This window comes from Streptomyces sp. NPDC056479 (genome assembly GCF_042795335.1).
In the GTDB taxonomy this organism is placed as follows: domain Bacteria; phylum Actinomycetota; class Actinomycetes; order Streptomycetales; family Streptomycetaceae; genus Streptomyces.
This window is the reverse complement of the sequence record NZ_JBHTRZ010000002.1, coordinates 387,046-408,833: the sequence shown is the minus strand read 5'-3', so window position 1 is coordinate 408,833 and position 21,788 is coordinate 387,046. Positions and strand designations below refer to the sequence as shown.

General features: G+C 72.6%; 18 protein-coding genes. 7 read left to right on the top strand and 11 right to left on the bottom strand.

Annotated elements, in window-relative coordinates:
• Nucleotides 1–54: 54 nt before the first annotated feature.
• From ACFQ6S_RS08140 to ACFQ6S_RS08120, 5 genes are all read right to left on the bottom strand, one after another.
• A complete protein-coding gene (locus ACFQ6S_RS08140) occupies nucleotides 55–1,047 on the bottom strand; it encodes a TAXI family TRAP transporter solute-binding subunit (protein WP_383404994.1) in 993 nt (330 codons plus the stop codon).
• Entirely contained in the window at nucleotides 1,044–2,492 is a 1,449-nt protein-coding gene (locus tag ACFQ6S_RS08135) for an ATP-binding protein (RefSeq protein ID WP_383404993.1), read from the bottom strand. The genes ACFQ6S_RS08140 and ACFQ6S_RS08135 overlap by 4 nt, the downstream gene beginning before the upstream one ends.
• Before the next feature lie 8 nt (nucleotides 2,493–2,500).
• Nucleotides 2,501–3,160 carry a response regulator transcription factor gene (locus ACFQ6S_RS08130; protein WP_383406490.1) on the bottom strand — a complete coding sequence of 220 codons (660 nt, stop codon included), beginning with the start codon at nucleotides 3,158–3,160 and terminating at the stop codon, nucleotides 2,501–2,503.
• 17 nt (nucleotides 3,161–3,177) lie between these two features.
• Nucleotides 3,178–4,521 (bottom strand): MFS transporter, encoded by a 1,344-nt coding sequence (locus ACFQ6S_RS08125; protein WP_383404991.1) that lies wholly within the window; start codon nucleotides 4,519–4,521, stop codon nucleotides 3,178–3,180.
• Nucleotides 4,522–4,856: 335 nt separating this feature from the next.
• Nucleotides 4,857–5,759, bottom strand: coding sequence for an NADP-dependent oxidoreductase (locus ACFQ6S_RS08120; protein ID WP_383404989.1), 903 nt, complete (start codon nucleotides 5,757–5,759; stop codon nucleotides 4,857–4,859).
• Between the two features lie 170 nt (nucleotides 5,760–5,929).
• Here ACFQ6S_RS08120 and ACFQ6S_RS08115 point away from each other — a divergent pair, with 170 nt between their 5' ends.
• Nucleotides 5,930–7,234: a LuxR C-terminal-related transcriptional regulator gene (locus ACFQ6S_RS08115; RefSeq protein ID WP_383404987.1), complete on the top strand. Its 1,305-nt coding sequence runs from the start codon at nucleotides 5,930–5,932 to the stop codon at nucleotides 7,232–7,234.
• 6 nt (nucleotides 7,235–7,240) lie between these two features.
• Here ACFQ6S_RS08115 and ACFQ6S_RS08110 read toward each other — a convergent pair whose 3' ends face one another.
• The 5 genes from ACFQ6S_RS08110 to ACFQ6S_RS08090 form a co-directional block, all read right to left on the bottom strand.
• Nucleotides 7,241–8,248, bottom strand: coding sequence for a zinc-dependent alcohol dehydrogenase family protein (locus ACFQ6S_RS08110; RefSeq protein ID WP_383404985.1), 1,008 nt, complete (start codon nucleotides 8,246–8,248; stop codon nucleotides 7,241–7,243).
• 140 nt (nucleotides 8,249–8,388) lie between these two features.
• The gene (locus tag ACFQ6S_RS08105) at nucleotides 8,389–8,739 is read right to left on the bottom strand and encodes an ArsR/SmtB family transcription factor (RefSeq protein WP_383404983.1); all 351 of its coding nucleotides are present in this window, start codon (nucleotides 8,737–8,739) and stop codon (nucleotides 8,389–8,391) included.
• Nucleotides 8,740–8,871: 132 nt separating this feature from the next.
• Nucleotides 8,872–10,515, bottom strand: coding sequence for a ribosomal protection-like ABC-F family protein (abc-f, locus tag ACFQ6S_RS08100; protein WP_383404981.1), 1,644 nt, complete (start codon nucleotides 10,513–10,515; stop codon nucleotides 8,872–8,874).
• Between the two features lie 310 nt (nucleotides 10,516–10,825).
• A complete protein-coding gene (locus ACFQ6S_RS08095; RefSeq protein ID WP_383404979.1) occupies nucleotides 10,826–11,515 on the bottom strand; it encodes a GAF and ANTAR domain-containing protein in 690 nt (229 codons plus the stop codon).
• 168 nt (nucleotides 11,516–11,683) lie between these two features.
• On the bottom strand, nucleotides 11,684–11,857 hold the full coding sequence (locus tag ACFQ6S_RS08090; protein ID WP_383404977.1) for a hypothetical protein: 174 nt from the start codon (nucleotides 11,855–11,857) through the stop codon (nucleotides 11,684–11,686).
• 163 nt (nucleotides 11,858–12,020) lie between these two features.
• On the opposite strand from ACFQ6S_RS08090, the gene ACFQ6S_RS08085 reads away from it, so the two are divergent.
• The 5 genes from ACFQ6S_RS08085 (at nucleotide 12,021) to ACFQ6S_RS08065 (ending at nucleotide 19,248) form a co-directional block, all read left to right on the top strand.
• Entirely contained in the window at nucleotides 12,021–13,403 is a 1,383-nt protein-coding gene (locus ACFQ6S_RS08085; protein WP_383404975.1) for an MFS transporter, read from the top strand.
• 143 nt (nucleotides 13,404–13,546) lie between these two features.
• On the top strand, nucleotides 13,547–14,341 hold the full coding sequence (locus ACFQ6S_RS08080) for an SDR family NAD(P)-dependent oxidoreductase (RefSeq protein WP_383404973.1): 795 nt from the start codon (nucleotides 13,547–13,549) through the stop codon (nucleotides 14,339–14,341).
• Nucleotides 14,342–14,452: 111 nt separating this feature from the next.
• Nucleotides 14,453–15,871, top strand: coding sequence for an MFS transporter (locus tag ACFQ6S_RS08075; protein ID WP_383404971.1), 1,419 nt, complete (start codon nucleotides 14,453–14,455; stop codon nucleotides 15,869–15,871).
• Complete coding sequence (locus ACFQ6S_RS08070; protein WP_383404969.1) at nucleotides 15,868–18,060, top strand: FUSC family protein; 2,193 nt, start codon at nucleotides 15,868–15,870, stop codon at nucleotides 18,058–18,060. The genes ACFQ6S_RS08075 and ACFQ6S_RS08070 overlap by 4 nt, the downstream gene beginning before the upstream one ends.
• A 396-nt stretch (nucleotides 18,061–18,456) precedes the next feature.
• Nucleotides 18,457–19,248 (top strand): PP2C family protein-serine/threonine phosphatase, encoded by a 792-nt coding sequence (locus ACFQ6S_RS08065; protein WP_383404967.1) that lies wholly within the window; start codon nucleotides 18,457–18,459, stop codon nucleotides 19,246–19,248.
• Nucleotides 19,249–19,288: 40 nt separating this feature from the next.
• On the opposite strand, the gene ACFQ6S_RS08060 is transcribed toward ACFQ6S_RS08065, so the two are convergent.
• A complete protein-coding gene (locus ACFQ6S_RS08060) occupies nucleotides 19,289–20,503 on the bottom strand; it encodes an MFS transporter (protein ID WP_383404965.1) in 1,215 nt (404 codons plus the stop codon).
• Nucleotides 20,504–20,602: 99 nt separating this feature from the next.
• On the opposite strand from ACFQ6S_RS08060, the gene ACFQ6S_RS08055 reads away from it, so the two are divergent.
• Entirely contained in the window at nucleotides 20,603–21,688 is a 1,086-nt protein-coding gene (locus ACFQ6S_RS08055) for a DUF5937 family protein (protein ID WP_383404963.1), read from the top strand.
• Nucleotides 21,689–21,788 lie beyond the last annotated feature (100 nt).

The following is a 21,788-nucleotide window of genomic DNA, read 5'->3' as shown; positions in this document are numbered from 1 at the left end:
GCCAAGATAGGTCAGGCGTGGGGGCGGGAAGCACACCAGGCCTGCCTCGTTCGGCTAGCCGTGCAGCTCCCGATACGCCACCACCGCCCCGGGATGCAGCGGCACGGCGCCCGTCGAGATCAGGCTTCGGGCGTCGAGGAACTGCGTGCCCAGGGACGTCGTCGGGACGAGATGGGTGGCGCGGCGCACCAGAACGTCGGTGAGGGCCGCGGCGACGGGGGACGGCAGGTCGGGGCGGCACAGCAGGAGGTTGGCCACGCCGATGGTGGTCACTTCGGGTGTGCCCCGGTATGTGCCCGCCGGCACCGTCACCGCCTCGAGACCCGATCCGTAGCGATCCGTACCGGCGCGCAGACGGGGGAGCAGGTCGGCCAGGGGCAGCAGGCGGATGCCGCGCCGGGTGTCGAGGGCGGAGAGCGTCGGCAGCGGAATGCCGCCCGACACCAGGAGGGCGTCGATCGTCCCGTCCCGCATCGCCCGGGCCGCCCGCGGCAGCAACAGGTGGCGGACGAGGACGTCGGTGCCCGGGGTCAGGCCCGCGGCGCTCAGCAGGCGGTCGCCGAGCACGGCACCGCCGGATGCGGGCGCGCCCAGCGAAACGGTGCGCCCCGCCAGGTCGGCGACGGTGTGGATCGGTGTGTCGGCGCGCACGGCCAGTTGAAGGTAGTTCTCGTAGACCCGGCCGATCGCCCGCAGCGGCACCGGGCGGCCGAACGGTGCCGAGCCCGCGTGCGCGGCCCACGCGATGTCGGCCAGGGCCAGCGCCACCTCGGCCCGGCCCGTCTGCAGCAGCCGTATGTTGGCGACGCTGGCCTCGCTGTTGATCACCTCGCAGGACAGCCGGGGGTAGGCCGCCCGCACCTGGTCGGCGAGCAGTCGCCCGAAGGCGGCGTAGAAGTTGCCGGACTCGCCGGTCGCGATCCGCAGCCTGCCCTGCGGGCCTCGGTCCGCGTGCCGTGCGTCGGCCGTCCCGGCGGCCGCGAGCACTCCGGTGCACGCCGCCGCGAGGGCCGCGCGCAGGGCGGTGCGGCGAGCCGGGCCGGTCATGGCGTACGGCCCTTCGACGAGGGTGGTCGTGGTGTGCGGTCCTTCGCCGAGGGTGCCTCGTCTCCGGCGCGCGGGAGTATGACCTGGACCCGCAGGCCGTGCGGCCGCGCCGACGCGAACTCGACGCGCCCGCCCCGGCCGGCCGCCAACTGCTCGGCGATCGCCAGACCGAGTCCGCTGCCGCGTACGTCCCGGTGGCGCTCCGAACGCCAGAAGCGGGTGCCCGCCTGGCGGAGTTCGGCCGTGACGAGGCCCGGACCGTCGTCCCGTACCTCGAACACCGCGTCCGGGCCGTCGGTGAAGCAGCGAGTGGCGACGCGGGCGCCGCGCCCCGCGTACTTGATCGCGTTGTCGAGCAGGATGTCGGCGACCTGGGCCAGTTCGGCCTCCGAGCAGGCCATGGGGACGCGGGGACCGGGCACGGAGTCGAGGCGGACTCCGGCCTGTTCGGCCACCGGGTGCCACAGCTGTGCCTGGGCGACGGCGACCGTCGTCGCGTCGCAGCACGCTTCCGGCGCGTCCGTCACGGCCAGCTCTCCGGCGCGGTGCTCGGCGTTCGCGAGGGCGAGCAGGTCGTCGAGAAGGAGCTCCATGCGTTCGAGTTCGGCCGTGACGCCTGTGTAGGTGCGAGTGGCGGAGTCGGGCAGGCGGAGCTGGAGGGAGTCGATGCGCAGGCGCAGCGCGGCGAGCGGGTTGCGCAGCTGGTGGGAGGTGTCGGCCACCAGACGGCGCTGCTGTTCCAGCGCGGTGGTCACCGCGTCGGCCATCCGGTTGAAGCCCGTGGCCAGCTGCCGCAGTTCGGGCGGCCCGCCGGCCCGCGCGTGCTCGGCCGGCAACCCGGCCGCCAGCGTGCCGACCGCCCGGTCCAGGTGATGCAGGGGGCGTACGACCCACCGTGTGGCGGCGCGGGCGAGCAGCACGCAGGCCACCGCGAACAGGCCCGCCCCGGCCAGGACCAGCGCCCAGCGCAGCGCGATGTCGTCGGCGGCGGCCCGCACCGAGGCCCGCAGCACCACGGCGCCGGACACCCGGGTGCCGGTGCCCACCGGGCGGGCGAGCAGTGCGGTGCCGCGCGACCAGGGGCGCAGGGTGCCCCCGGGTGCCACGCGCTGGTTGCGCAGCGCCGCGTCGATCAGCCTGGCGACGGCCGGGTCCGCGGCGCGCATGCCGCCGCTCTGCACGACCGGGGCGCGCCGGGGGTCGACGACCACGACCGCCTCGCCGTACAGCTCGGAGTACCGGCTCACCTCGGCGGTCAGCACGCCGGTGTCACCCCTCTCCGCGGCCTGCCCGGCCAGCCCGGCGAAGCGGTCGAGGTCACCGGTGCGGGCCGCGACGAGCTGCTCGGTGCGCTGGGTGGCGGTGACGCCGAGCAGGGGCACGGCGAAACCGGCCACCGCGAGCACCGCGAAGGCCAGGACGACGGTCAGCACCCGAGTACGCATGGCCCGGGTCAGCCGCCGAACCGGTAGCCGAAACCGCGGATGGTCGTCAGCACCTCCGGGCGTCCGAGCTTGGCCCGCAGCTGGGTGAGATGCACGTCGAGCGAGCGGGACACCGCCAGATAGGCATCGCCCCACACCTCGTCCATCAGCTGCTGGCGACTGACGGCCGTACCGGCACGGGCCGCCAGCGCGGCCAGCACCGCGAACTCCTTGGTGGTCAGCCGCACATCGGCACCGCCCACCGTCACCCGGCGGGCGTCGAGATCGACTTCGACGTCACCCGCGCGCACCGTGCGCGTCGCCGGCGCGGCCGGGGTGGCGGCGCGGCGGGTGACGGCCTCGATACGGGCCAGTAGCTCGGCCAGCCGTACCGGTTTGACCAGGTAGTCGTCGGCGCCGAGCCGCAGGCCCCGCACCACCGACCGCTCGTCGCCCCGCGCGGTGAGCACCACCACCGGAAGACGGCTCACCGCACGCAGCTTGCGCAGCACCTCGAGGCCGTCGAGGTCGGGCAGGCCCAGGTCGAGCAGCAGCACATCGGCCTGGCGGTGGCGGGCGAGGACCTCCTCGCCGCGCCGCACCCGGGTGGGCAGATGACCGTGCTCGTACAGGACCTCGGTCAGCGCACCGGCGACCCCGTCGTCGTCCTCGGCCAGCAGTACGTGCACGCTCGCCACCCTCCCGGTCAGTCCTTGGCCTCGCTCTCCAGCGGCGATCCGTCCGACGTCTCGCGCATCCGAATGTAGACGAGCAGCGAGATCAGGACACAGGCGGTGACGTAGTAGAAGTACCAGCTCTCGTGACCGGCGTCCTTGAACCACAGGGCGACGTACTCGGCGGTCCCGCCGAACACGGCCACGGTCAGCGCGTACGGCAGCCCGACGCCCAGCGCCCGGATCGACGTAGGGAACAGCTCCGCCTTCACCACCGCGCTGATCGAGGTGTACAGGGAGCTGACCGCCAGCGGGCCGACCATGAGCAGGAACGCGTACACCGGATCGCTGGTGTGCGAAAGGAGGGTGAGCGACGGCACCACGACCACGGCGCCCAGCACGCCGAACGCGATCAGCATCGGACGCCGCCCGACCCGGTCGGAGAGCAGCCCCATGATCGGCTGGAGCAGCACGAACACCAGCAGCGCGAAGAAGTTGATCCAGGCCGCCGTCGGCTTGGCGATGCCGCTGGTGTTGACCATGAACTTCTGCAGGTAGGTGGTGTACGTGTAGAAGAACAGCGTGCCGCCCATGGTCAGTCCGACGACGACCAGGCACTGCCGGGGGTAGGACAGCAGCATCCGCAGGCTGCCGCGCGCCGGCTCACCGTCCTGCTTCTCCTCGCTCTCGGCGGCCGCCCGCTCGAAGCTCTCCGACTCGTCCATGCCGCGCCGCAGCCACAGCACGACGATGGCCCCGGCGGCACCGACGACGAACGCGATCCGCCAGCCCCACGCCTCCATCTGCGTCCCGCTGAGCGCCTGCTGGAGGATGATCTGCAGCCCGAGCGCCGTCAGCTGGCCGGCGATGAGCGTGACGTACTGGAAGCTGGAGTAATAGCCGCGCCGGCCGGGCGAGGCCACCTCCGACATGTAGGTGGCCGACGTCGAGTACTCCCCGCCGACCGACAGACCTTGCAGCAACCGAGCCGCCACCAGCAGCACCGGCGCGACGACACCGATCGCGTCGTACGACGGGGTCAGCGCCACGATCAGGGAACCGGCCGCCATCAGCGTCACCGACAGCGTCAGTGCGGCGCGCCGCCCCCGGCGGTCGGCGTACCGCCCCAGCACCCAGCCGCCGATCGGCCGCATCAGGAAGCCGACGGCGAACACGGCGGCGGTGTTCAGCAGTTGGGCGGTCTGGTCGCCGGACGGAAAGAACGCGGCGGCGAAGTACACGCTGAACGCCGTGTACGCGTACCAGTCGTACCACTCGATCAGGTTGCCGATCGATCCGCGCAGGATGTTGCTGACGACTCTGCGCTCGCCGTGGCGCGAGTCCCGCGCGCCTGCGGCCGTGGTCTGTGTGGCCATCGAGAACTCCCTTGTCTGCGGCCTGGGAGCACACAGAGTCGACCGCACGACAGGGCCGTTCAAGATCGCGAACCAAGTCCTAACAGTCCCTTAGGACGATGGGGCGGAGGTGTCGCGAGCTGCGAGAGTTCCGGACCGCCGAGACTGTCCCGCCCTGCGCCGGATCGAACAACGCACGATGGCTGGGCGAGAGGCCGTCTCGCGTGGCCCGTCGACGACTGGGCCCTGTCGTTCGGATCATCCCGGCGACGCGGGGCCTGGCACGCACCAGGCCCCGCTCGGCTCGGCCAGGAGGAACCGATCCTCGCAGCCGGGCTGATCCGAACGGCAGGGGCCTAGGGCACGAGGATCAGCTTGCCCGGAACATGTCCCGCTTCGCTGCGCTCGTGGACCTGTACGGCGTCCGCGAGAGGGCGGCTCTCGGCGACGCGGATCCGCAGTCGGCCCTCGGCCGCCAGGCGGGCGTGCTCGGCGAGGGTGCCCGCGGGGTGTGTGCCGCCGGCGTGGAAGGTGACACCGTGCTCCGCGGCCTGCGGGTCGGCGATGGTGACGATGCGGTCGGTGGTCCCGCGCAGCTCGATCAGGACCGGCAGATCGCCCGAACCGGCCGCGTCGAACACCGCGTCCACGCCCTGCGGTGCCACCGCCCGGACCTGGTCGGCAAGACCCTCGCCGTAGGCGACGGGCAGCGCGCCGAGCGCACGCAGGTGGTCGTGGTTGCCGGGCGACGCGGTGCCGACGACGGTCACGCCCCGCGCCACGGCCAACTGCACGGCGAGCGAACCGACCGCACCCGCGGCACCGTGCAACAGCAACGTCTCGCCCTCCGCGAGACCGAGCAGGTCCAGCACCTCGCTCGCCGTCTCACTGGCCACGGGCAGCGCGGCGGCCGTCTCCCAGTCCAGCCCGGCGGGCTTGGCGGCGAAACTGTTCAGCAGGGCGTACGGCGCGTAGGCGCCGGTCTCCGTCCAGCCGAGGACGTCGTCCCCCACCGAGACCCCGGTCACGCCCTCGCCGACCTCGTCGACGACTCCGGCGGCCTCGATACCGGGGACCGCGGGGAAGGAGGAGGGGCCCAGGAAGGGCACCCAACCGCCCCGGATCTTGTGGTCGACGGGGTTGACCGCCGCCGCCCTCACCCGGATCCGCACCTGGCCGGGACCCGCGTGCGGCTCCTCGAACTCGGCGAACCGCAGCACGTCCGGGCTGCCGTACTCCTCATAGACGATCGCCTTCATGTCACGCACTCCTCATGATCGGTAAATGTGCGGCCCGTCGCTGAGCGGAGGACCGTGGCAACGGCTCCATGGTTGGTCGGCACCTCCTTCCACCCCGCTGTCCTTTCGGCCGGTCCGGGCTGGCCGAAGGGACAGGCCGGCCGGGGAAGTGGCTGGTTACGGTGGTGTGCATGGACCTCTCCGGAGCAGTCGACGTGATCCGCGCACCGCTGAGCGAGACGCTGCCGCGGCTCTCCGCCGTGCTCGCCGAGGTCATCCCGCACATGGGGGCGGCCGAGCTGGCGAGCAACTGCTCGTTCTCGCCCTTCAAGACCCACGGCGCCTCGCCGGGCCGCTCGGGATCCGTCATCACCACCGCCGACGTGGCGGCGCTGCGGGAACACGTGCCGGTCCGGGGCACCTGGCAGGGGCGGGGCCGGATGGCGGGCGCCGAGGTGCCCGTACTGGTACTCGCCAGCGACGTCACCGAACGAGGCGCCTGGCTGGTGCTCATCCGCACCGAGGACACTCCCGTCCCGGCCAACCGGCTCGCCTTCGCGCAGGCGATGTGGGATCTGGTGACCGCGCACCGCGAACGCATGGGCATGGAGGCGGTCCCGGGCACGCTGGGCCCGGCACGGGCGGCGGCCGCGGCCCGCGCGGCGGCCATCGCCGAGCTCGGCGACGCGCACGGAGCCTCGCTCACGGCCCTGCTCGAGGTCCTGCGCCGCAGGGACCTCGACGACGCGACGGCCCGGTCCCGCGCCATCGACCTGGCCTCCGTGGCGCTGATCGACCTGCGCAGCCAGGGCGAGCGGGACCAGGCCCTGGTGGAGGAGCGGACGGACCACGCGTTCGCCCGCCTCGCGGACTCGCTGCGTCCGTCGCTGCGCGCCCGGGGCGTACGCCTGGACCTGGGTACCCCCGGCGCGGAGGAGGGCGCGGACCGGGTGCTGCCCGCCGATGTGTCCAACACCGCCCAGGCCGTGGTCCGCGCTGTCGTCCATGCCGCCCTGGACGACCAGGGGCGAGGGCCCGTGCCGGGCGAGGCCGGCGAGGAGCAGACCGTGCGGCGGGTCCACATCGCCTGGAAGGCCGACGCCGACGAACTGCGCGCCACCGTACGGGACGACGGGCCGGGCATCCTCTCCCGCGCCGCGCTGGACCGGCGCCGCGTCGGCGAGCGTCTGTCGGCACTGGGCGGGCACGTCGACCTCGACGCGGTGCCCGGCTGGGGCACGACGGTGACGGTCCGGGTGCCGCTGGCCCCGCCGCAGACCCCGCGCGAGGACCCGCTTACCGCGCTGGGCGAACGGGAGCTGGAGGTGCTGCGTCACCTCGCGCGGGGCCGCCGCAACCGGGACATCGCGCAGGACCTGCACATCAGCGAGTCCACGGTGAAGTTCCATGTCGCGAACATCCTCGAGAAGCTCGGCGTCAGCTCCCGCGGTGAGGCCGCCGCCCTGGCCCACGAGTGGGGAGCGGCGTCCTCCTGAACCCGGTTACGCCGCGCCGTCCGCGTGCCGCACCGTGACGACGATCTTGCCGACCTGGTCGCCCGCCGCCATATAACGGTGGGCCTCGGTGATGTCCGCGAGGTCGAAGGTGCGGTCGACGACCGGGGTGAAGGACCCCGAGGCGAGCCCCGCGTTCACGAACGCGACCGCGCGGCGCAGCCGCTCGGGGTTCGTGGTGATCTCGAAGAGGGTGTACGTGCTGCTGGTCAGCGCCGGGTATGACTGAGCGTTGGGCAGCGGGGTGGGGCGCGGGTCGAGCGCGCCGTAGACCACGAGGAACCCGCCGGGAGCGATGCCCTGGGCGATGGTCTCGACGCCCGGCCCGGCGATCGGGTCGAAGGCCAGGCGGACGCCTTCGCCGCCGGTGATCTCCTTGACGCGGGCGGGCAGGTCCTCCTCGTCGGTGACGACGACATGAGCCGCGCCGGCGTCCAGGAGGCGCTGCTTCTTGCCGGCGCCCCGTGTGGTCGCGATCGGGACGGCACCGATGTGCCGGGCGATCTGGATGGCGGCCAGTCCGACGCTGCTGGAGGCCGCGGTGATCAGGACGTGGTCGCCCGGCCCCACATGACCGCTCTCGGCGAGCGGGCCGTAGGCGGTGACGTAGGCCATCCAGACGGCGGCCGCCCGGACGGGGTCGATGTTCGCGGGGCGGGGCACGACCGCGGAGGCCGGGACGATCACGTGGTCGCCGTAGGTGCCGTAGTCGGTCTGGAGGAACGCCGGCACGACCGCGACCGGGTCCCCCTCGGCGAGACCGTCCACGCCCTCGCCGACCGCTTCGACGACGCCCGCTGCCTCGTAGCCGAGCGTGGAGGGGAAGACCGGCTCGTAGAAGTAGGCGCCCGCGCGGTACATGATCTCGGCCCGGTTCAGGCCGATCGCGTCGACGCGGATCCGTACCTCTCCGGCGCCCGGGGCGCCGACTTCGACGTCGCGGAGGGTCAGGACCTCGGGGCCGCCGGTCCGGTCGAACTGTACGAGGGTTGCCATGGCGCTTCCGTCCTTGGAGCAGGGTTCGGTGAGGCGCACCGAATCGGCTCGGTGCGCAGGCTCAACCCTGCCCCAAGGTTCGATGACCGTCAAATTTTGAGCGGCATCGAAATAGGCACCCTCGAAACGCCCTTGCCGACTCAGGTCGTGCTCGCCGTCTCCTCCGCCGTGGCCGCGTCCACCACGGCCGAGAGCAGGCCGGGGAACCGCTCCTCCATCTCCTCCGTGCGCAGCGTGTTCAGCTTCGCCGTGCCCTTGTAGTACTGCCGGATCACCCCGGCCTCGCGCAGCACGTTGAAGTGATGGGTGAGCGTCGACAGCGACACCGGCGCCTCGAAGGAGCCGCAGCTCATGTCCGCATCCGCCCGGGCGAGTTGGAACACCACCGTGCGCCGGACCGGATCGACCAGCGCGTCCAGGACCTGCTGGAGCGAGACCTCCGACAGGTTGGGATGCTCCACTGTCCGGGCGGCGGTGCGGGGGCGGGCCACGGTGACTCCTTCAGGTGGTGTCGATCTTTGGACGGTATCGATGCGGTGAGGCCATAGTACGACCGCCGTCGAAATCGGGATCCGGCTCCAAGGCCCTCCCGGCGGGGCGCGAAGTGTCGCGCCCCGGCAGCGTCAGCACCTGCGTCCGGCGCACAACTCCAGCCGCTCTCCCGGAAACTGCTCACGGAAGCCGCGGTCGTGCGAGACCGCCACCACCGCTCCGGGGTAGGCCGCCAGCGCCGCCTCCAGGTCCTCGACGAGGTCGAGCGCGAGATGGTTCGTCGGCTCGTCGAGTACGAGGAGGTCCGCGGGCCGGGTCACGAGACGGGCGAGCTGGAGCCGCCGCTGCTGGCCCGCGGACAGCGCCGCGACCGGGACGTGCAGGTCCTCCTCGCGGAACAGGCCCAGCGCCAGCAGCCGCTCGGCGTACTCGTCCGGCAGTCCCGGCCGCCCGGCCGCGAAGGCGGCGAGCAGCGGAAGCCGCGTGGAGCGGGCGGGCAGCTCCTGTGCGAGGTATCCGATCCGGGCGGGGCGCCGTACCGTGCCCTGGTCCGGCTCCAGTTCGCCGGCCAGGACGCGCAGCAGCGTCGTCTTGCCCGCCCCGTTCTCGCCGGTGACCAGCAGCCGCTGACCGGGTGCGACGGTCAGTGGCCCGTCCAAACGCAACCGCTCGCCGACCACCACGCCGTCGAGCTCGGCGAGCGGGCGGTCCGGAGAGTGCCCGTCGCCCGGCGACAGTGCCGCCGTGAACCGCAGCGGTTCCGGCGGCGCCGACACCGGGTTCCGCCGCAGTAGGGCCAGCCGCTCGCGGGCCGCGCGCACCTGCCCGCCGAGCTTCGCCTCGTGCGAGCGCCGGTGCTTGCCGAAGCCCTGCCGGGGATCCTTGCCGGTGCCGGCCAGCCGCCTCCCGGCGGCGTCGAGCAGCTCCTCGATCCGCGCCACTTCCTCCAGCCACTCACGGTGTTCCTGCTCCGCACGTCGCCGGGCGGAGGCCTTCGCGGCGCGGTAACCGGCCCAGCCGTCGCCGAAGCGGTGCACCGTGCGTGCGTCCCGGTCCACCTCCAGGATCGTGGTGGCGACGCGCTCCAGGAAGCCACGGTCATGGGTGACCACGACGACCGTGCCGCGGTGTGCTCGCAGGTGCTCCTGGAGCCAGTGCACGGCCGCCGCGTCGAGATGGTTCGTCGGTTCGTCGAGAAGCAGCAGCTCGGGGGCGGCGGCCAGCACGCAGGCCAGCGCCAGCCGCGACTGCTCGCCGCCGGACAGTGAACCGAGCACCCGGTCGCGGGTGATGCCGTCGAGCCCGAGGCCGCGCACAGCGGCGTCGACGCGTACGTCCGCCTCGTATCCGCCGCGTTCCTCGTACGCGATCAACAGCTCACCGTACGCGGCGAGTTCGTCCTCCGACGCCTCACCGAGGCCTTCCTCCGCCGCGCGCAACCTCCGCTCCATGTCGCGCAGCTCGGCGAGGGCGAGGTCGACGGCGTCCCGCACGGTGCAGTCCGGGTCGAGGTCGAGGGTCTGCGTGAGGTGCCCGATGCCGCCGGGGAAGCCGACGGTGAACTCCCCGGCGTCCGGCGCCTCGGCCCCGGCGAGCAGCCGCAGCAGGGTGGACTTGCCGGAGCCGTTCTCGCCGATGACGGCGGCCTTCTCGCCCGGGCGGACGGTGAAGGAGACCTGGTCGAGGACGGTCCGGGTGCCGTAGTTCTTGGTGACGTCCTTGACGGACAGCTGCGCCACGGCAGCGGGCATGGCGGTATGGGCGCGTTCGCGCATGTGACTTCCCCTGGGATGCGAAGGGTCTACGGGCGGCGGTGACGGCGACGTGGGCCGTGCCCGGACTCAGAGGAAGTAGAAGAAGGCCATGCGCCCACCATAACAAAACGAACCGTCTCGTCTCCACCGCTTATTCGGCCGCGCGACTGGCCGAGCTGAGCCGAGAGTGCCGGGCGTCGGGCCGAGTGAAACAGTGCGGGCTGGGGACTTGGTGGGAAAGCCGGGTTTCAGCGGCGTTACCCATGGGGGCTGGCCCGGCCAGGCTCCTCTGGTTCAGACCGTGAGCCGGGGGAGCCGCCGTCACCCGCGGTCAGGAAAGGCCGCCCCGCTCGCAGACCAGGCGGGCGACCTCACGCAGCTTTACGTTGTTCTGCTGCGAGTAGCGGCGCAGAACGTCGAACGCCTGCTCCTCCGTCAAGCGGTGGCTGCCCATGAGGATGCCCATGGCCTCACCGATCATGTGGCGCGTGGCGACGGCGTGTTCCATCTGGGCGTGAGCGCGGGCGCTGGAGAAGGCGACCGCGGCGTGCGAGGCCAGCAACCAGCCGGCCAGTTCGCTGGCCTCGGTGAAGGCACCGGGCTTGTAGGAGTAGACGTTCAGCGCGCCGAGATCCTCGTCCTCCGTGTACAGCAGGAAACCCATCATGCTGCCCACGCCGAGCCGATGGGCGGCGGGCGCGAACTTGGGCCATTTCGGCTGCTCCACGTTGAAGTCGGGGATACGGAACACCCGCTCGCCCAGCCTGGTCAGGGCGGCATCGAAGCACGGGCCCTCACCCAGCCGCTCCTGCAGCCGGTCACTTTCGACGACGAGCTCCTGCGTGGGCGCGAGCGTCTGGACCTTCTTGCTCTGCACCACCAGAATCCCGGCCGCGTCGCAGCCCTCCACCAGCTCGATCGCGGAGCTGGTGATCCGCTCCAGCGTGGCGTCCACGGACTCCTGGGCCAGAAGATCCCGGGCCATCGACGCCATCTGCTGCGCGAACCGAGACCAGTCCATCGCCTACTCCACCTCTTGGGTGCGCCCCGGTCGGGCCCTCCACTCAGCATGGCACGGGAGACTCACGGCGCTCTCGTCCGACCGCCTTGCGACGACCCCGACCGGCCGGGTTCGGCCGCACGCCATGCTCCGGTAGCTTGAGGTGCCGCGGCTCGCGTAGGCCGGGAGTCAGACCTCGGAGAGTAGATCGTCGGCGACGGTGGGTGCCCGGCGCGGCAGATATCCGTGCAGCGCCACCGAGTGGTGGGTGACCAGCGCTTCGAAGGCCGCCGGGTCGTGCGTGGCGCGGGCCGGCGCATCATCGCCGTCCCGCTCCGACGGTCGTGTCGATTCCGATGTCATGGGACCCCCCCGTGACCGTCGAGCACGGTCACACCCTCTACTTGTCACCTCGGCCTCAAGCGTTCGCGCCAGGGAGCCATCCATCGCGATGCCCTGTAGATCCTCTACTGTGGCCGTCGATATAGGACTCACAGGACTTAAAGGATTTACAGGACTCGAACCATTGCCCTCCTCCGAGCCCGCCCCTGAGCCCGAACGCCGGTCCTGGGCACCGCTGCTGGCCGTCTGCGCCGGGTACTTCATGGTGATCCTGGACGTGACGGTCATCAACGTCGCCGTGCCGGTGATCGGCCGGGAGCTGTCGGCCTCCCTCACCGGCATCCAGTGGATCACCGACGGGTACACGCTGGTCTTCGCCGGATTCCTGCTGACCGGTGGTGCGCTGGGCGACCGGTTGGGCAACCGCCGGGTCTTCTGCTCGGGCGTGGCCGTGTTCACGGTGTCCTCGGCCGCGTGCGCCCTGGCGCCCAACTCCCCATTCCTCGTGGTGGCCCGCCTCCTGGAGGGACTCGGCGCGGCACTGATCGTGCCCGGATCCCTCGCTCTGCTCCAGCAGGCCTACCCGGCATCCGCCGCACGCGCACGGGCCTTCGGGCTGTGGGGTTCGATGGCGGGCATCGCGGCCTCGGCCGGCCCGCTGCTGGGAGGGCTGCTCGTCTCCACGGTGGGCTGGCGCTGGGTGTTCCTCATCAACCTGCCCGTCGGCGCGGCCTGTCTCGCCCTGACGCTGCGGCACGTGGCACCCTCACCCCGGCGCGCCGACCGCGCCCTGGACTGGCCGGCGCAGTGCGCGGTCGTGGCGGCGGTGGCCCTGCTCACGGCGGGGCTGAACGAGGCCGGGCGGCGGGGCTGGTCCGATCCGGCCGTGCTCGCGGGGCTGGGCCTGGCGGTACTGGCCGTCGCGGCGTTCGCGGTGCGTGAGTGGCTCGCCCGGTCGCCCGTCCTACCGTTGAACCTGCTGCGCTCACGCGCGATGAGCGGCGGGGCCGCCATCGGGCTGCTGTTCAACTTCGGCTTCTACGGCATGGTGTTCACCGCCAGCCTGGACTTCCAGCACGAGCGCGGCTACAGCGCCCTCGAGACCGGTCTCGCGCTGTTCCCGGCGGTGGCGATGACCATGTTCGCCTCCGTTGTGTCCGGACGGCTGACCCGTCGCTCCGGCGACCGTCCGCTGGTGATCTCCGGCATGCTCCTGGCCGCCCTGGGACTGGCAGGCTGGGCCGCGGCGGGAGCCGACCCCGCCTACGCGCTGCTGGTGGCCCCGATGATGGCCGCGGGATTCGGCACCTCCTTCGCCCTCACCGGCTCGACCGCCACCGTGATAGGTGCCGCGCCTCCGGCCTACTCGGGCACCGCCTCCGCCCTGTTCAACACCACCCGCCAGATCGGCAGCGCCACCGGTGTGGCACTCGGCGGCAGCCTGCTCGCCACGGCCGTCGACCACGGCACCGGGCTGCGCATCAGCATGGGGATCGGCGCGTTCGCCTATCTGACCGCGGCAGTCCTGGCGTACATCTGCGTGCCCGCGAAACCCGGAAGCACCTAGGGCGTCCCGAGCGGGAGAACACCCACTCAGGCGCCTCAGTTGATTGCGCGAAGAAAATGACTGCGATTGCGCATAGCGCGCGTACGCAATCAATCTCCCGGGTACTCCTCGATCACATCCGCACGCGAAAGGGGCTGCCAGGCATGCAGATCGATCTGAAGGGCCGTACCGCACTGGTCACCGGTTCCACCCAGGGCATCGGCGCGGCGATCGCCGTCGGTCTGGCCCGCGCCGGGGCCCGAGTGGGCGTCAACGGGCGCAATCCGCAACGGGTGGAGCAGAGTGTCGCCGAGCTGGCCCGGGAGGTGCCCGGCGCCGAGTGGGTGCCGGTGCCGGCGGACGTCACCACGCAGGAGGGCGCGGACCGCGTGGCCGAGACGGTGCCGGACGTGGACATCCTCGTCAACAACCTCGGCATCTTCGGCAGCGCCGACCCACTCCAGATCACCGACGAGGAGTGGCGGCGCTACTTCGAGGTGAACGTGCTGACCGCCGTACGGCTCACGCGGATGTTCCTGCCGGGCATGGCCGAACGCGGCTGGGGACGGGTGCAGTACATCTCCAGCGACTCGGCGATCGTGACTCCGGCGGAGATGATCCACTACGGCATGTCCAAGACCGCGCTGCTCGCCGTCAGCCGGGGCTTCGCCAAGCAGGCGGCCGGCACGGGGGTGACCGTGAACTCCGTCATCGCCGGGCCCACCCACACGGGCGGCGTGGAGGACTTCGTCTACGAACTCGTCGACCGCGACCTGCCCTGGGACGAGGCCCAGCGTGCCTTCATGCGTGAGCACCGGCCGCAGAGCCTGCTGCAGCGCCTGATCGAACCGGAGGAGATCGCCAACATGGTGGTCTACCTCAGCTCCGACCAGGCCTCGGCCACCACCGGCGGCGCGGTGCGCGTGGACGGCGGCTACGTCGACTCCATCCTGCCGTAGGCAATCGTCGGGCTGCGGTCCCCACAGGGTCGGCCGACAATGGGCAGTGGATCGCCTGCCCGGCCCGACCACGACGCCGCGGCGGCGCGTCGGCACGAGAGGAACGTGCTCATGCGCGCTGAGTCTTCGCAGGCCGCGCGGACAGGAGCCTTCATCGCGGTCGCGGTTGCCCTGTTCTGCATCCAGTTGGATTTCTTCGCGCTGAACCTGGCCGTCCCCGGGATCGCCGACGAGTTCGATGTCACGGCGTCGACCGCCCAGTGGACGCTTTCGGCGTACATGCTCTCCATCGGCTGCTGCTTCATCGTGGGCGGCCGGGTCGGCGATGTCTTCGGCCGGAGGGGCGCCCTGCTCGGCGGGACGGCGCTGTTCGCGGCCGGGTCGGTCGGCTGTGCGCTCGCGCCGGACCTCTGGACGCTCGTCGTGGCACGGATCGTGCAGGGCGTCGGCGCGGGATTCGTGTTCCCGGTGTCGGTCTCCGTCATCTCCAACGCCTTCGGGGACACGACCCGGGCACGCGCCCTGGGAGCGGCGTTCGGGATCGCCAACGTGGGCACGGCACTGGGGCCGTTCGTGGGCGGCGGCTTCACCGAAGGGCCCGGCTGGCGCTGGATCTTCTGGCTCCTCGCACCGCTGAGCCTGCTCGCGCTGGTCGTGGCGTACCGGTATGTCCCCGACTCCCGGGATCCGACCGCCCCACGCCAACTCGACCTGGCCGGTGGCCTGACCGTCGTGTGCGCCCTGGCGGCGCTCACGCTGGCCGTCGAGCGCGGCAGCGTCTGGGGCTGGGACCACGCCCGCACGCTCACCCTGCTGGCGATCGCCGCCGTCGCGGGCGCGCTGTTCCTGTGGCGGGAACGGCGTGCCCGGCATCCCCTCATCGATCTGCGGCTGTTCCGCAACACGTCCTACGTCCTGGTGACGGGCTCGGGAACCGTCACCAACATGGCCTACGCCGTCACCGTCTTCGTGTCGACGCTGTACCTCCAACAGGTGCGGGGACTGTCACCACTCGACGCCGGCGTGGTGTTCCTGGCACCGGCCGTGCTCGTGGCACTCAGCGGACCGCTCGGCGCACGGCTGTCCGGGCGCCTGCGGCCGACGGCGGTGATGGCACTGGCCGGAGCGATCGCCGGCACCGGCCTGTTCGCGCTCAGCAGTGTCACGGCCTGGTGGCTGTACGTTCCGGTGTTCGCCTGGTGCGGGCTGGGCCTCGGTCTCGGCTGGACGTTTGCCAGCGTGGCCACCCAGCAGGTCGTGTCGCCCGAACGGGCCGGCGAGGCCTCGGGCGTGCTGCTGACCTTCCTGGTCACGCTGGGCGGAGTCGCGCTGGCCGGCGCCGCGACCGCGATCACCGCGATGGTGCCGGAGCGCTCGCCCGAGGCCGCGTACGACGCCATCCTGCGGTTCTCGGGAGTGGTGCTCCTGGCGGCTGCCCTGGTCGTCATGGCCGTACGCCACCGGCTCGTCGTCCTCGGCAGAGTCCCGCCGCTCGGCACACGGGCGCCACGCGGCGGGCGTGTGCCGTGAAGGGCCGGGCGGAACGGACGGCGATCCTGCACCGGTCGGTGCGGGTGACCCTCGCCGCGGCCACGGGGTTCTACACCTTCGTGTACGGGCTCGACGAACCGGTGCTGGCGCTGTACTCCCTGTTCGCGCCGATCTCCCTCGGCCTGCTGTCCCCGATCCCCGGATCCGGGCGGCGACGGGCCGAGGTGATGCTGAAGGCGCTGCCCGTCGGCCTGCTCCTGGTGGCCCTCGGAACCGTACTGGCGGTGACGACCTGGGCGGCCGTGCTCGGCATGCTCGCCGTGGGCTTCCTGCTCGCCTTCGCGTCGATCGCGGGCCCACGTCCGGCCGGCGCGGCGCCGGGACTCCAGCTCTTCTACATCCTGGCCTGCTTCCCGCCGTACGCACCCGACACCCTAGGGCTGCGGCTCGCGGGGCTCACCTTCGGCGTGGTGGTGCTGGCCCTGTGCGAGCTGTTCCTGCTGCCACAGCCGCCGGACCCGACCTACCGCACCACCCTTGCCGAGGCTCTCACGACGGCAAGAGACACCATCGCCGGGCGTACCGGCTTGTCTCCCAAGGCCCTGCGGGAGGCGGGCGCGCGGCTGCGGCTGTCCAACATCCCGCCCGCGGAGCGCCCGGCGGGAGCGGGCCGCGCGGTCCGCGGCCTCTCCCAGGCGGGGGCCGCCGCCCGGCGCCTGCTCGAACAACTGGCCCATCTCACCGAGACCGGCGAGTTCCGTGAACTCGTCCAATACGGCGCCCGAGCGGGCGAACCCGCCAGCGGCCGGGGCCGTACCGATCGGGCCTCCGGGTCGCTGCTGAAGGAGGTGGTGTCCTTGTGCGACAGGACGGTCGCCGCTCTGCACACGGGCCGCGCCGCTCCCGGTCCGCAACGGATGGACAAGGCCATCGACGCCTTCCAGCAGACGCGGGTCCGACAGGTGACGGGCCCGGCCGACGAGGTACCGCCGGTGACGGTGCTGCGCCGGCAGGCGGCGCTGCTGGCCGTCGCGGAGTCGGTGCGCATCCTGGAGATCGCCGTACGGGTCGGCCTGGAGGGGCGGCGCACCGCGCCGATCGAGCCGCGCGAGCTCTTCTGGTACACCCAGGCGCCCACGATCCGGCTATGGGCGCGGCGGATCAAGGGCAACCTGACGCTGAGCTCGGTCCAGTGCCAGAACGCCCTGCGGATCGCCGTGGCCCTGGCCGCCGCACGGCTGGTCGCCGGTTCGCTCGATCTGACCCACGGCTTCTGGGTGCTCCTCGCGGTGCTCACGCTGAGCCGGACCACGATGGGGGAGACCTGGGCGGCCATCCGCCAGGCCGTCACCGGCAACCTCGTGGGCGCCGTCGCTGCGGGCGCGCTGCTCGTCGGCCTCGGCCGGCACACCGAGGCCTACGCCGCGATCCTCGCGCCCGCCATGCTGATCGCCTTCTCGCTCGGGCCGCTGCTCGGCATCGCCTGGGCGCAGGCCCTGTTCACGCTGGTGGTGTCCACCGCGTTCGCCCAGATCGCCCCGTCCTCCTGGCGACTGGCCGAGGCACGGATCGTGGACGTGGTGACCGGCAGCGCCATCGGTCTGCTGTGCGCGACACTCGCCTGGCCGGCCGGCGCCCGCAGGGAAGTGCGCCGCACCATGGCGGGGCTGCTGCGGGAGTGCGGCCCGCTGATCAAGGGCACCGTCGGCGTGCTGACCGCCGTGCCACCGGGTTCGGTCCCGACCCCGTCCACGTTCCGTGTCCTGCACCGGCTGCATCTCGCGGAGTCCGCCTATGCCCAGTTCCGCAGTGAACCGAGGAGCGACGCGCCCGTCCGCGCCGACTGGCATGCCTTGCTCATCGCGACCAACCAGATCCTGCTCGGCGCCCAGTGGCTGCCCCGTTTCGACCTGTCCACGACCGCCCTGCCCCAGGAGGCCGCCGACCGGGTACGGACCGGCGCCCGCGCGCTCGCGGAGACCGCCGAACGGCTCGCCGCCCTGTGCGACGGCGTGCGCCCGCCGCCGCAGCGGACACGGCACATGCCCTCGGAACCGACCGAACTGCCGCTGCCCGCGCTGGTCGACCTCGACGTGTGGCTGCGCAGCCTCACCCGCCAGCTCACCCGTGTCGAGGCCGAGCTGCCCGCCGCGATCAGTCAGGCACCGCCCGGCACATCGGCCGCCGGCACCACGAGATCCGGGCACGGAGACCGGGGCGCGCCGTGACCGGCCCGAGCGTGCGCCCCGAACTGCGGCCCCCGTCGGTACGCGGGTGGGTGTGGTGGCTGCCGCTGGCCGCCGTGATCGTCGACCTGGCCGCCGAATTCATCGTCCACGGCCGCGAGCCGGTAAGCTTCATGCTCATCGCCGTACCGCCCCTGGCCGCCGCGACCCGTGGTCCGCGCGGCACCGCCCTGTCGGCCGTGGTGTGCCTGGCACTGCAGATGTGGATGGCCGCCCGCCGCCCCGGCCACTTCGACGAGCAGCACCATGTCGCCGTCTACATCGCCACGGCGCTCATCGGCATCGCCAGCGTCGCCCTGGCCCGCCAGCGTCGCCCTGGCCCGCCAGCGGGAGCGAACCCGGCAGCATCTGATCCGGGCCAACTCGGTGGCGGAGGCCATGCAGCGGACCTTGCTGCGCCCCGTACCGCGCAGGCTCGGTCCGGTACGCGCCGCCGGGTTCTACGAAGCGGGGGAGGGCGGCACCCTCGTCGGCGGCGACCTGTACGACGTGTGCGAGACGCCCTTCGGAGTGCGGGCGATCATCGGCGACGTCCGCGGCAAGGGGCTGGACGCGGTCCAGACGGTCGCGGCGGTACTGGGCAGCTTCCGGGTCTCGGCGCACGAATGGCAGAGCCTCAGCAGCCTGGCCGGACGGCTGGAACTCAGCATCGCCCGCAACAGCCCGGCCGGCGACGGCGGCGACCCGGAGCTCTTCGTGACCGCCCTGGTGCTGGAGTTCCCGCCAGGCGGCGGCGAAGTGAGGATCGTCGACCGTGGCCACCCCGCACCCCTGGTGGTCGGCCCGCAGGGCGCCCGGCGACTGGTCACCGCGCCCGGACTGCCGCTGGGGCTGGGCGGGCTGGCGCCCGGCGGGGACGACACGACGGTGCACCTGCTGGATCCGTCGGAGGTGCTGGTCCTGCACACGGACGGGGTCAGCGAGGCACGCGACGCGGAGGGCGTCTTCTACCCGGTCCTGCAACGGCTGGGCGAACGGTTCGGCGGCGAGCGCGCACCCGACCCGGAAGCGGTCGTGTCGTTCGTACGGACCGACGCGGAACGCTGGTCGGCCGCTTCCGACGAGGACGACCGAGCGGTCCTCGCCCTCTCCCTGCTGGAGATCGCACCCGCACGGCAGGACGCGGCGGACACCACGGCCGAGTTCAGGGAGCCGGATCGGCGGCCGTGAGCGGACGGCCGCCGACTCGCGAACCTGTTGGTGCCCGGCCTCAGTCGCCGCTCAGTCGCGTTGCCCGGTCCTTCTCGGTGGCCACGGCGGAGGCGGAGAGGAGCGTCGCGGTGGCGAGGCTGCCCCAGAGGGCGGTCGGGCCGTGGGGTGCGAGAGAGGTGATGACGACGGGGGAGACGGCGAGGCCGAAGCCGGTGGACAGTTCGAAGCGGGCGAGCGTACGACCCAGGACATGGGGCGGGACGAGGGCGGTGACGAGCGCGGTCGCACTGCCGGCGTAGACGATCTCGCCGACGGTGCAGAGCACGGACACCGCGGCGACGGCCGCTGCACCCCGGCCCGGTCCCAGCGATGTGGCCGCGAGGAAACCGAGATAGGAAGCGGCGAGGACCACACCGGCGAGAGCCAGCACGGTCCGCCGGGAGAAGCGGGACAGCGCGACGGTGACCGGAACCTGCAAGGTGACCACCAGCACCGTGTTGGCCACGAAGATGGCCGCCGACCACATGGGAGACGCGTCCAACTGCGTCACCAGGACCAGCGGAAGCGCGATCTCGGGGACGTTGAGGCAGAAGACGTAGACCACGTTGGCGGCCAGCAGCGCACGCATCCGGGGGGCGGGCCCGGCGTCCGCGTCCTTCGCCAGGCCGGCCGGCCGCGCACGCAGCTGGACCGACCATGCCAGGGCCGCCGCGACGAGGTACGCGAGCCCGGTGACAGCGGCCAGCGCCTGCAGCGCGGCGCTGCCGCCCGCGAGGGACGCGGTGGCGACGAGCGCGCCCACGCCCATTCCGGCGTTGCGCAGCGCGCGGCCTCCCGCGAGCGCGGCGTCGCGGTCCCGGCCGTGGGACACGGTGGCCACGAGAGCCGCGTGGGCGGCCGGCCAGGCCTGGTTGCCGATGCCGAGGAAGAGCGCCGCCGTCCCGAACGGCCAGACATGCCCGGCAGGGGTGGCCAGCAGCAGCGCCACGCCCAGCACCCGCACCAGCATCGACGCCGCCACGACCGTGCTGCGGGCGCCCCGGTCCAGCCATCGGCCCACCGCGGGCATGCATCCCAGACCGGCGACCACGGCGACCGTCATGGCGATGCCGGTGACCGGCGCGGACAGCTTCAGCACCAGCACGCCGTAGAGCAGCAGAAAGGGGCGCAGCAGGCCGGTGCCGAGCGCGTCCACGGCCAGGGCGACGGCATAGCGGGGGCCACCGGAGGCACGGACGAGGGCGCGGGGCCGGATCTTGAGGGCGGTCGTCATGGCGTCAAACGGTGCGTACGGCCGGCCCGCCGGGCACGTCGGTTGACGGACATCGTCAACCGACGCCGGCGTCGGCGCGCCGGTCGGCGATGATGAAGGGTGACCTTGAGGATCGATATCAGCGGCCTGCCGCCCGAGCGGCTGCGGTTCGCCGCCTCCCCGCTGGCCGAGCTGACCGCGATGCTGCACGTGCTGGCCGAACCCGGGCATCATCCGCAGTTCGCCGAGTGGGCCGCGGAAGTCTGGGTCGGGCTGGGGCCGGAACTCGCCGAGCGGATCAGGGAGTCGGAGTTCCTCTGGCGTTCCTCACAGGCCGACTTCCTGTTCCCCGCACGACCGCGGCCGACCCTCGCCGAGGAGTTGGACGACGTCGACGGGATCGACGACGAGACGTATGTGACCGCCGCGCTCGTCACCACCTGCGGTGGCAACCGGGCTCACTTCGCGACGCCGTCACCGCTCACCGACGCCACCGCGCGCGAGCGGGCCCTCGACCTGGCCCAGGCCCGCGGCGCCCGGCAGGAGGCGTTCGCGGAACGCCTGCTCGCGGACCCGGCCGCTGTGCGGGCGCGGGTGCGCCACACCCTCGAACGGTGTGCCGAGGCCTTCTTCGACGCCACCTGGACGGGCGTCGCCGTCCAACTCGCCACCGACCTGCGCCTGAAGAACGACCTGCTGAAGCGCCAGGGCATCGCGGCGGCGCTCGCATCGGTCTCCGGCGCGGTCACGCTGGCACCGGACGACGACTGCATCATCGTGGACAAGCTGCAGGACAAGTCGACCACCGCCCAGGGCAGCGGGGTCACCTTCATCCCGAGTGTCTTCGGCAGTCCGCACCTCGTGGTGGTCCACACGCCCGGGTGGCAGCCGGTGGTGCAGTACCCCGTGGCCGAGCGGAGCACGGCAGAGCCGGTCTCGCTGGAAGCGGTCACCCTACGGCTTGACGCACTCGGGCATCCGGTACGGCTGCGGCTGCTGCGGACCCTCGCCCGCGGCCCGCACACCACCGGCGAGCTCGCCCACACCTGGGAACTCTCACCCCCGGAGGTCTCCCGCCACCTCGCCGTGCTGCGCCGCGCGGGCCTGCTCACGGCCCGCCGGCACGGTCGCTACGTCCGTCACGCCCTCGATCTGCCCGCCCTGACGGCACTGGGCACAGACCTGCTGGCGGCCGTACTGCGCTGAGCGGCGGCTTCGGTCCCTGCCATCCCAGCCTCAACGGTGATCGCGGAGCGGGGGGGGGGGGGGGGGGACCCCCACCCCCCCCCCCCCCCCACCACCATTC

Coding starts and splice junctions, on each gene's coding strand:
- ACFQ6S_RS08140 (WP_383404994.1), bottom strand. CDS start 1,047: ATGACCGGCCCGGCTCGCCGCACCGCCCTGCGCGCGGCCCTCGCGGCG.
- ACFQ6S_RS08135 (WP_383404993.1), bottom strand. CDS start 2,492: ATGCGTACTCGGGTGCTGACCGTCGTCCTGGCCTTCGCGGTGCTCGCG.
- ACFQ6S_RS08125 (WP_383404991.1), bottom strand. CDS start 4,521: ATGGCCACACAGACCACGGCCGCAGGCGCGCGGGACTCGCGCCACGGC.
- ACFQ6S_RS08120 (WP_383404989.1), bottom strand. CDS start 5,759: ATGAAGGCGATCGTCTATGAGGAGTACGGCAGCCCGGACGTGCTGCGG.
- ACFQ6S_RS08115 (WP_383404987.1), top strand. CDS start 5,930: ATGGACCTCTCCGGAGCAGTCGACGTGATCCGCGCACCGCTGAGCGAG.
- ACFQ6S_RS08110 (WP_383404985.1), bottom strand. CDS start 8,248: ATGGCAACCCTCGTACAGTTCGACCGGACCGGCGGCCCCGAGGTCCTG.
- abc-f (WP_383404981.1), bottom strand. CDS start 10,515: ATGCGCGAACGCGCCCATACCGCCATGCCCGCTGCCGTGGCGCAGCTG.
- ACFQ6S_RS08095 (WP_383404979.1), bottom strand. CDS start 11,515: ATGGACTGGTCTCGGTTCGCGCAGCAGATGGCGTCGATGGCCCGGGAT.
- ACFQ6S_RS08090 (WP_383404977.1), bottom strand. CDS start 11,857: ATGACATCGGAATCGACACGACCGTCGGAGCGGGACGGCGATGATGCG.
- ACFQ6S_RS08080 (WP_383404973.1), top strand. CDS start 13,547: ATGCAGATCGATCTGAAGGGCCGTACCGCACTGGTCACCGGTTCCACC.
- ACFQ6S_RS08075 (WP_383404971.1), top strand. CDS start 14,453: ATGCGCGCTGAGTCTTCGCAGGCCGCGCGGACAGGAGCCTTCATCGCG.
- ACFQ6S_RS08065 (WP_383404967.1), top strand. CDS start 18,457: ATGCAGCGGACCTTGCTGCGCCCCGTACCGCGCAGGCTCGGTCCGGTA.
- ACFQ6S_RS08060 (WP_383404965.1), bottom strand. CDS start 20,503: ATGACGACCGCCCTCAAGATCCGGCCCCGCGCCCTCGTCCGTGCCTCC.